8 protein-coding genes are annotated in these 8,837 nt (G+C 68.6%); 7 read left to right on the top strand and 1 reads right to left on the bottom strand.

Features of this window, described 5'->3' with window-relative positions:
- Positions 1 to 220: 220 nt before the first annotated feature.
- Positions 221 to 853, bottom strand: a complete 633-nt coding sequence (gene infC, locus Q0176_RS05005) for a translation initiation factor IF-3 (RefSeq protein WP_299299840.1) — start codon at positions 851 to 853, stop codon at positions 221 to 223.
- 407 nt (positions 854 to 1,260) lie between these two features.
- Here infC and Q0176_RS05000 point away from each other — a divergent pair, with 407 nt between their 5' ends.
- From Q0176_RS05000 to Q0176_RS04970, 7 genes are all read left to right on the top strand, one after another.
- Positions 1,261 to 2,850, top strand: coding sequence for a DUF4139 domain-containing protein (locus tag Q0176_RS05000; RefSeq protein WP_299299838.1), 1,590 nt, complete (start codon positions 1,261 to 1,263; stop codon positions 2,848 to 2,850).
- A 4-nt stretch (positions 2,851 to 2,854) separates the two neighbouring features.
- Positions 2,855 to 3,964 carry a diguanylate cyclase gene (locus tag Q0176_RS04995; protein WP_299299836.1) on the top strand — a complete coding sequence of 370 codons (1,110 nt, stop codon included), beginning with the start codon at positions 2,855 to 2,857 and terminating at the stop codon, positions 3,962 to 3,964.
- A 13-nt stretch (positions 3,965 to 3,977) separates the two neighbouring features.
- Positions 3,978 to 5,102: an LptF/LptG family permease gene (locus Q0176_RS04990; RefSeq protein ID WP_299299834.1), complete on the top strand. Its 1,125-nt coding sequence runs from the start codon at positions 3,978 to 3,980 to the stop codon at positions 5,100 to 5,102.
- On the top strand, positions 5,099 to 5,923 hold the full coding sequence (gene lpxI / locus Q0176_RS04985) for a UDP-2,3-diacylglucosamine diphosphatase LpxI (protein ID WP_299299832.1): 825 nt from the start codon (positions 5,099 to 5,101) through the stop codon (positions 5,921 to 5,923). The genes Q0176_RS04990 and lpxI overlap by 4 nt, the downstream gene beginning before the upstream one ends.
- Complete coding sequence (locus tag Q0176_RS04980; protein ID WP_299299830.1) at positions 5,908 to 7,044, top strand: lipid-A-disaccharide synthase; 1,137 nt, start codon at positions 5,908 to 5,910, stop codon at positions 7,042 to 7,044. The genes lpxI and Q0176_RS04980 overlap by 16 nt, the downstream gene beginning before the upstream one ends.
- Positions 7,045 to 7,114: 70 nt before the next feature.
- On the top strand, positions 7,115 to 8,242 hold the full coding sequence (locus tag Q0176_RS04975) for a hypothetical protein (protein WP_299299828.1): 1,128 nt from the start codon (positions 7,115 to 7,117) through the stop codon (positions 8,240 to 8,242).
- Between the two features lie 45 nt (positions 8,243 to 8,287).
- Positions 8,288 to 8,837: AAA family ATPase (locus Q0176_RS04970; protein ID WP_299299826.1), on the top strand; the 550-nt coding region annotated here is incomplete at its 3' end.

Below are 8,837 nucleotides of genomic sequence, written 5' to 3'. Positions count from 1 at the left end.
GCTATCCTGAGACTGATCGGCCCGCAAGCGAAGCGAGCGGCTGCCGGAAGGCTCCACCCCGGGTATAGCGGCGGCCCCGGCACGCTCTCTCCTCAAAACGGGCAAGCTGGGGTCCACATAAGCAGACCGCCAACGAGCGGAAGCGAGTTGAGCGGGTCGCTTAGGGGCTTCATCAGGGGGGCTTCGTGAATTAAATCAGTGTTTCCCTCGTCCCGGCCCCTCAGGCCCCTTCGGCGACAGCCGGGGCCGGAGCCTCGGGATTCGGGCCGGACGCGGCCTTTCTGGGCGCGGATTCGGCCCCATCCTTGGGCGCGGCCGGCTTTGCGGACTGAGGTACGGGGGTGACCATCATGCGCATGTAGCGCCCCTCCATCCGAGGGCTGCCCTCCGCCTTGCCCAGAGCGCCGCACTCCGCCATGACGCGGTTCAAGACCTCCTCGCCGCGGGAGAGGAAGGCCATTTCCCGTCCTCTGAAGAAGACGGAGACCTTGACGCGGTGCCCCTCCTCGAGGAAGTTCCGGATCGCCTTCACCTTGAAGTTGAAGTCGTGCTCGTCGATCTTGGGGCGCATTTTGATCTCCTTGAGGGTCTGGACCTTCTGCTTCTTGCGGGCGTCCTTCTCCTTCTTCTGGAGCTGGTAGCGATACTTGCCGTAATCCATGATCCGGCAAACGGGCGGCTTGGCCAGGGGAGCGACCTCAACCAGGTCCAGCATCCGCTCCTCGGCCATCCGGACAGCCTCAGCCGTGTCGATCTGTCCGACCTTCACCCCGTTCTCGTCCACCAACAACACCTGCGGCACAGTGATCTCCTGATTGACCCTCGGCGCATCCTCTTCAGTCCTGGGGAATATAACGCCTCACCTCCATAGAGATAGATAAAAAATCGGGGCCGGCCCCCTGGACCACCCCGACAATCTGCGCTTCACACGTCTCCCCTGCCATCGTACCATTGGAGGAAGACGCTTTGCACAATCTCGCACGGCCCGGCAACAGCCTCCACCGACGGAAGGCGCCGCATCGGGCGAGAGGGGGCAGCCTCTGCTTGACTCGCGACATACCGTGGAACTATAACATATTTCGTCCCGTCGGACAAGCGGACAGGACTTCCGAATGCGGGACAGCGTGTTAAAATAGGCGCGGGACCGCATGCGAGCCCTACGGGATACCGTCCCGACGGACCTTTCGCGGCCCCGCGGACCGGTTTTCGGACCCGATTTCCCGAACATCCCGACGAACGATCAAGGAGGTCCCGTTCATCATGATATTCAAAGGCAGTTTCCCGACGTTGCCGGTGGTGCTCCTCGCAGGAGTCCTCGTGCTCCTCGCCCGTCCCTGCGCGGCGGACATCCCGGCGGTCCATTCCGTGGACGTCTATCCCAGGGGCGCGCGGTTCGTCTTCGAGCTCACCCCCACGGAGGACTCCTTCCGGTTCGAGCTCCCCGGCGCCTTCGACGCCGCGAGCGTCCGCCTCCTGAACCTCACGGGGGTCTCGGACCTCCAGGTGATCGAGCAGGGGCGCAAGGGCTGGATTCCCCCCTCCCTCGCCCCCCTGAAGGAACGGACGGACGCCCAGGCCAAGGCCGTCGCCCTTCTGAAGGCGAAGGCGGCCTCCCTGGAACAGACCCGCGCGATGCTGAACGTGAGCAGCGCTCAGGTCAACGGGACCGAGAGCAGGGACCTGATCCACTACATGGAGGAGGCTCAGGCCCTCCGACTGAAGGTCGAGAACGACCTGGCGGACCTGACGGAGACCCTGAGCCTGGAGACGGAGGAGCTGGAGCGCCTGAAGGCGGAGCTCGAGTCCCGGAGCCCTCAGCGGTCCGACCAGATCGTACAGGTCAGCGGGCGCACGAACGCACGCCAGCCGCTGCTCTTCGAGGCCCGCACGGACGCCGCCCGCTGGGGGCTGCGGTACGTCATGGACCTGAACAGCGCGACGGGAGCCATCGACGTCCACATGTTCGCGTCCGCCGCGCAGGGGACGGGGCTCGACTACTCGGGGGACCTGACCTTCCACTCCAGGCAGCCGGAGGACTCGGTCTCGCCGCCCGCGATGGATCCCCTTCGGGTCGCCTTGCGTCCGAAGCATCCGATACCGGTCAGGAGCCCCGCGGCTTTGGGTTTGACCTCTGCAGCCGCCCCCAGCGCCCTTGCCAAAGCGATGCCCGAGAGAGCGTCAAACACGATGGACGATCAGGGCGATGAGGCCGTGGAGTTCGGTGCGGGGCTTCCCGTGATCGCTTCCACCCTCTCGAACGTGGCCGTCCTGGGCCGGGGGACGCTCGAGGGGGACGGCACGCCCTCGGACGTGGCGCTCGGCGCCCTGTCGCTCAAGAGCACGCCCCTTCTGGTTCTGATCCCTGAGCAGCGCTCCACGGGCTGGATCGTCGCCAGCATGGACGCCATCACCACGCCCCTGATGCCGGGGCGTGCGGAGCTGCGCGTGGACGGCCGTCCGTCCGGCTCCACCCAGGTGCCGGAGTACGGGCTGGGGCAGAGCCGGCTTCCCTTCGGCTCGGCCTCGCGGCTCAGCGCGAAAAAGACCCCGCTGGTGGAGAGCACGGGCAGCTCCTGGCTGGGGGGATCGGGCGTCTTCAAGAGCGGCTACACGCTGGAGGTGTCCAGCGGCATGGACTCGGAGCGGGAGGTCACCGTCCGGGACCGGCTTCCGATCCCGGTGGACGAGAAGATCAAGCTGGAGGTCCTCAAAATCGATCCCGAGCCCACGGAGCGCGACGCGGAGAATCGCCTGTCGTGGAAACTGTCCGTCAAGCCCGGCGAGATCCGGAAGATCGTCGTGGAGTACACCCTGAGCTACCCCTCCGGAGAGACCCTGGAATACCGTTAGCACCATGGAACGTCCCGTCAGCCTCATGAAGTGGCTTTTCCTGCCGCCCGTCGTCGCGATCCCGACGATCCTCATCGTCCGTTCCCTGGGCTCTCCCGCGGCGTCGGGCCCGGTGGACGCGTCGCTCTGGGGCCTGACGGGGCTCCTGTTCGTCGTCCTGACCGCGCTCTACGCCCTGTTCATCCTCCAGGGCGCCAAAGGGGGCTACATCCCGGTCCAGCTCATCGCACAGGGGATGCTGCTCTGTCCCCTGTCCGTCAGCTTCGGGGCCCGGCTCCAGTGGGTGGGCGTGACCATGGCCGTCTGCGGCGCGGTGGTCCTGACGACGCTCTATCACCACCGCCTCCACAGGCCCCTCCCCGAGGCGAGGCTTGAGGAGGGCGTTCGGGACTTCGACCTGCCGGTCCCCTTCGCGGTCACCGACGAGGTCGGCGATATCCTCGCCATCAGCGACGCCCTGCTCGAGATCGCGGGGATCTCCCGGGAGACCGCGCTGGCCTCGAACATCGCGCTGCTCCTCCCCCCGGGGGAGGGGACGGCGATGCTTGGCGAAAAAGCATGGAACGTCCTTCAGCAGCCGATGAAGGAGGGCCGCATCTGCTTCCGGCTCGAACCGAAGGCGTTGTCCGACGCCGCCCCCCAGGCCGATTCCTTTGTCGACCCCCTCACGGGCCTTCATACGCGGGGCTACGCGATGCAGCGCCTGGAGGAGGAGCTGTACCGCATCCGGCGCTACGGACATTTCCTGACGTCGGTCCTGATGCGGCTCACGTTCCCACCCTCGTCGGACTCGGACCCGTGGGTGGACGATGCCTTCCGCGCCTACTGCCGCGCCGTGCATGCCAGCCTGCGGGCCTCGGACATCGCCTTTTCCCCGGGGCCCCGCGACATCTTCCTGATCCTGATCGATACCGACAACGACGCCGCAGAGGCCGTCGTCGCCAAGCTCGAAACGCTTATGCGCACGCTCTGCACGTCCCACTCCGCGCTCTCCACCGCGGTGATCCTCCGCGTGACGGACTTCGTCAAGGGCGGCCCCGGCGTCCCGAACGCGGAGGACCTCGTGAAGCGGGTCGACGAGAACATGCAGGCCAAGTACACGCTTGGCTCCTGATTCGGAGGTTCCCGTGAGAATTTCCGGGGGCCTCTCCCCGCTGGGCCTGCACATCCTGGACCGCCTCGTCCTGAAGGCGGTCGCCGGTCCCTTCGTCTTCGGGGTGCTGATCTTCACCCTGATCTTCGTGGCGGGCGACCTGCTCTTCCAGGCGGCGAGACTGATCATCGAACAGGGCGTCTCCCTGGGGGTCGTGACGCGCCTCTTCCTCTACCGCCTGCCGGAGGTCGTCGCCATGACCTTCCCCATGTCCTCGCTGCTGAGCGCCCTTCTGGGGATGACCGGCCTGGCCGCGGGCAGCGAGCTGATCGCCCTGAAGTCCCTGGGTATCCCGTTCTCGCGCGTGCTCCGGCCCATCGTCGTCGCATCGCTCCTCGTCTCGTTGGGGACCCTGGCCTTCAACGAGACCGTGGTGCCCTTCACCTCCATCGCCGCGGACCGGCTGCTCAAGTACGAGGTGATGAAGAACCAGGCCGCCGCGCTTCAGGAGAAGGTCTTCCTGCGCGACGAGAGCGGCGGGGAGCTCCGGCGGGTCCTCTACGTCAACCAGATGGATACGAGGAAGGGGATCCTGAAGGACGTCATGGTGCACGAGTTCGAGGGCGGACGCCTGGTGCGCACCTCCGTGGCGCAGCAGGGGGTCTGGAAGGACGGGCAGTGGTGGATCGAGGACGGCCGCGTCTACGACGTCAACAGCCGGGGCGACATCAACCTGCTCTTCCGCTTCGAGCGGCAGCGGCTCGCGCTGAACCTCTCGCCCGAGCAGATCCAGCGCAGCACGAGGCGCCCGGTGGACATGAGCGCCCATGAGCTGTGGGCCTACATCCGCCAGGCCAGCATGATCGGGTCGGACCTCTCGAAGCTCTGGGTGATGTTTCACCTGAAGCTGGCCGTGCCCTGGGCCTGCGTCATCATGGCGGTCCTGGGCGCGGGGTTCGGCGCGTCGCGTCAGGGCCGGTCCGGCTCGGGGATGGGATTCGGCATCAGCGTCGTCATCGTCTTCGCCTACTACGTCGTGATGTCGATGTGCCGCGCCCTCGGCGAGGCCGGGGCGATCTGGCCCTCGCTGGCCGCGTGGGCCCCCAACCTGGTGTTCATGATCGTGGCGGTCTTCTTCGCGCGCCGGGTGGACCGATGAGCGCACCGGAGGGCCGGATCGTCCTGATCGCCGGGGAGGGCGCGCTGCCCGTGGAGATCGCGAGGCGCCTCCACGAGCGGGGGACCCCTCCCGTCGTCGTCACCCTGAGGGGCGACGACGGGGCGCTCGCCCCATGGTCCGAGGCCGTGGTCCATCTCCGGTTCCCGAGTCTGGGGCGCGTCGTCCGCGAGGCCCGGCGCCGCGGCGCGGAGCGCCTCATCATGGCCGGGCACATCGCCAAGAGGACGATCTACCTCCTGCCCGCCCTCTTCGACCCCCTCACCCGCTCGGTGCTCTCCGCCACGCCGCGGGACGACCATGCGCTTCTGGGGTCGATCGTAGAGGCGTTCGAGCGGGAGGGCATCGCCGTCCTCCCCTACTGGCAGATCCTGCCGGAGTTCCTGGCGCCGGAGGGGCGGCTGGGCTCCCGCGCCCCGACCGAGGCCGAGCTGCAGGACGTCCGATATGGGGCGGAGGTCCTGAGCGTCACGCTGCCCTGTTCCTTCGGCCAGGCGATCGTGGTGGCGGACCGCGCCGTCGTGGCCGTCGAGGCGATGGAGGGGACGGACGCGATGATCGGGCGCTGCGGCGCGCTGTCGGGCCGGGGCGTCGTCGTCAAGATGATGCGGTCCGACCAGGACCTGCGCTACGACCTGCCGACCGTCGGGCCCGGGACCATCGAGTCCATGAGGTGCGCGGGGCTGACCTGCCTGGCCGTCGAGGCGGGTCGGACCCTGGTTCTGGAGCCGGAGCGGACGTTCGAAAGCGCCGACGCCTGCGGGATCGCCGTCTGGGGGATGCGGTCGTGTCCCTCTTCGTGAGCTGCGGAGAGGTCAGCGGGGACCTCCACGCAGCCGAGCTCGTCCGGGCGCTGCTGAGGCGAAGGCCGGCCCTGAGGGGCCGGATATGGGGCATGATGGGGCCGCGGACGGAGGAGGCCTGCGGGGAGTTCGCGCCGGACCTTCCCCGCTGGAGCTACGAGGAGCTCAAGCTGATGGGCATCACGGAGGTGCTGCCCGCGATTCCGCGCCTCCTCCGGCTGCGGCGCACGATGGTCCGGGCCATCCTGGAGCGGAGCCCGGAGGCCGTCGTGGTGGTCGACAGCCCGGACTTTCACCTGGGCCTGGTATCGAGGCTGCGGCGCGCGGGCTACGGGGGAAAAACCGTCTGTCTGGCGACCCCGACCGTCTGGGCCTGGCGCAGCGGGCGCGTATGGGCTCTGCGCCGGGACTTCGACCTGTGCCTGCCGCTCTTCTCCTTCGAGCACCGCTACCTGGCCGAGCGGGGCGTGAACTCCCGCTGGGCGGTCCACCCGCTGGTCGAGGGGCTGAAGGGCTGCCGCGCGCCCGAGGCGCTTCGGCGCCGCACCGGGGACGCGCGCGTCATCGCGCTCATGCCGGGGAGCCGGCGGTACGACATCCGCTACCACCTGGAACGGCTGATGGGCGCGGCCCGGATCCTGAGGGACGATGGACGGCTTCCGATCTTCTCCATCGCGCCGGGCCTCTCGCCTGCCCTCGCCGCGGAGCTCCGGGAACGCCTCGAGGGGTTCGAGACGTGGGATGGGGAGGGCCGGGAGCTGATGGAGGCTGCGGAGGCCGTCGCGGGGGTCAGCGGGACGGTCGCGGTGGAGGCGATGCTGCTGCGCCGCTACATGGTGGTGATCTACAACGGCAACGCCGTTTCCTGGGCCATAGCGCGCGCGCTGGTACGGATCCCCTACATCTCGATCCCAAACTATCTGGCCGGTCCGACCGGCACTCCGCTCTACCCGGAGCTGCTCCGGGGCGACGCGCGGCCCGAACGGATCGTCCAGGAGCTGTACCGCTATACCGACGACCCCGCCATCCGCTCCGAGGCCGACCGCCGCATGGAGGAGGCCCGGGCCGCCATGGGCGTCGGGGACGCCGCCGGGTTCTGGGCGGAGGCTATTTTACCGTAAATCGGCATGGTCCCGACGCCCGGCGGGGAGCGGGACGAGGAGAAGCGCGAGGGGGAGCGGTGATGCGAACGTGAGGGTCTCCATACTGACGAACGGCCCCGGAGAGCTGTGGGACTGGGCACGTCCCATGGCGACGGAGCTGCGCCTGCGGGGGCACTCCGTCTCCCTGTGGCTCCTGCCCTGTCCCTTCGCGTCGGGCCGGGAGCGCGAGGCCGCCTCGCTGTTGGGGGTCGACAAGCTCGAGGGCCCAAGCGGCGTTGCGCGGACCTGGCGGGAGCTCGGGGCCGAACGGACGGACTGCGTCCTGCAGCTGGGGGGGGACCTGATGTTCGGGACCCACCTCGCGCATGCCGCCAAGGCGCCCCTGTTCGTCTACACCTACGGCGCCAAAAAAGGTCTGGGCCGGGCGCAGGCGGTCTTCACGGCCTGCCCGGCGATGGCCTCGGGCATCTCCGGCAAGTCCGGGGCACGCTCCATCGGGGACCTCGTCCGGGACGCCCTGGAGATGGACGCGCACAGCCCCTCCGCCGCGTCCTGGAATTGGCCGGACGAGCCCGACTCGCCCCGGCTCCTGCTGCTCCCGGGGAGCCGGCCTGCCATCCGTCGGGCGGCCCGGGATTGGCTGACCGCCGTCGTCGCCGCGCTCCGGTCCGAGTTTCCGAGGCTGCGGGTCCGGACGCTCTTCTCGCCGTTCATGCTGGACTCCGAGCTCGAGGCCTGGCGCGATGCGGGGCTCGAGCCCGTCCGGGCCGGGGCGGGAGTCGCAATGCGGGGCGCGGACTACGCCCTGACTCAGCCGGGGACGAACACGCTGGAGATGATGCACTGCGGACTGCCCGGTCTGACGGCTGCGCCGCACGCCTTTCTGAAGCACATCCCCGTCGCCGGGCTGCGCGGGTTCGCCACATCCCTGCCGTTCGTGGGCATAAGGATACGCCGTGCGGCGGTCGGGCGCGTCCTGGCGCGCCACAACGGGTTCATCTCCCTGCCGAACCGCATCGCGAACCGCTCCATCGTGGACGAGCTGTACGGGGACGTCACCCCGCAGACGCTCGCCCTGCGGATCGCCTCCGCACTGCGGGACCCGGAGGGGCTCGCAGAGACGCGTGCGGCGCTCCTGGAGCTCTCGGGAGAGGGCGGGGCCGCCGCGCGGCTGTGCGACGCCCTGGAAACGCAGGGGCGCCGCGTTCCCCGGTGAGCCGGCTGGTCCCGGCGGATGAAGTATGAAGCGAGGTGAGGGACGATGAGAGGAAGGCTTCGGACGCTGCCTATCGGGACGTACCATTTCGAAAAGCTGCGGCGGATGGACTGCGTCTACGTGGACAAGACAGCGCGACTGACGGAGCTTGTCGAGGCTGGGGCGTGGTACTTCCTGTCCCGGCCTCGACGATTCGGGAAGTCGCTGACGCTTTCGACGCTCGACGCTATGTTCGGCGGCCGCGTGGAGCTCTTCGCGGGGCTGGCCGCCGAGGCGTGGGTGACGGAGCAGGCAAAACACCCCTGCCCGGTGCTGCGGCTCGACATGAGCATGATGGACGTCCGGGACGTCCCGAAATTTGAGGCCTCCCTGATGGCGGATCTGGCCCGGAGGGGGGAGTACGCCGGCGTGCAGGTCAGGAGCACGCTTCCCGGCGGTGCGCTTCAGGACGTCATCATCGGGCTCCACAAGGCCAGCGGTCCCGTCGTCGTGCTGATCGACGAGTACGACAAGCCCATCCTGGACAAGATCGGAAACCTGGAGGCGGCGGAGGCCATGCGCGAGGCGCTCCGTGGCTTCTACACCGTCCTGAAGG

This window comes from uncultured Fretibacterium sp., assembly GCF_938040765.1.
Classification (GTDB): Bacteria; Synergistota; Synergistia; order Synergistales; family Aminobacteriaceae; genus CAJPSE01.
This window is presented reverse-complemented; position numbering and strand designations above follow the sequence as displayed.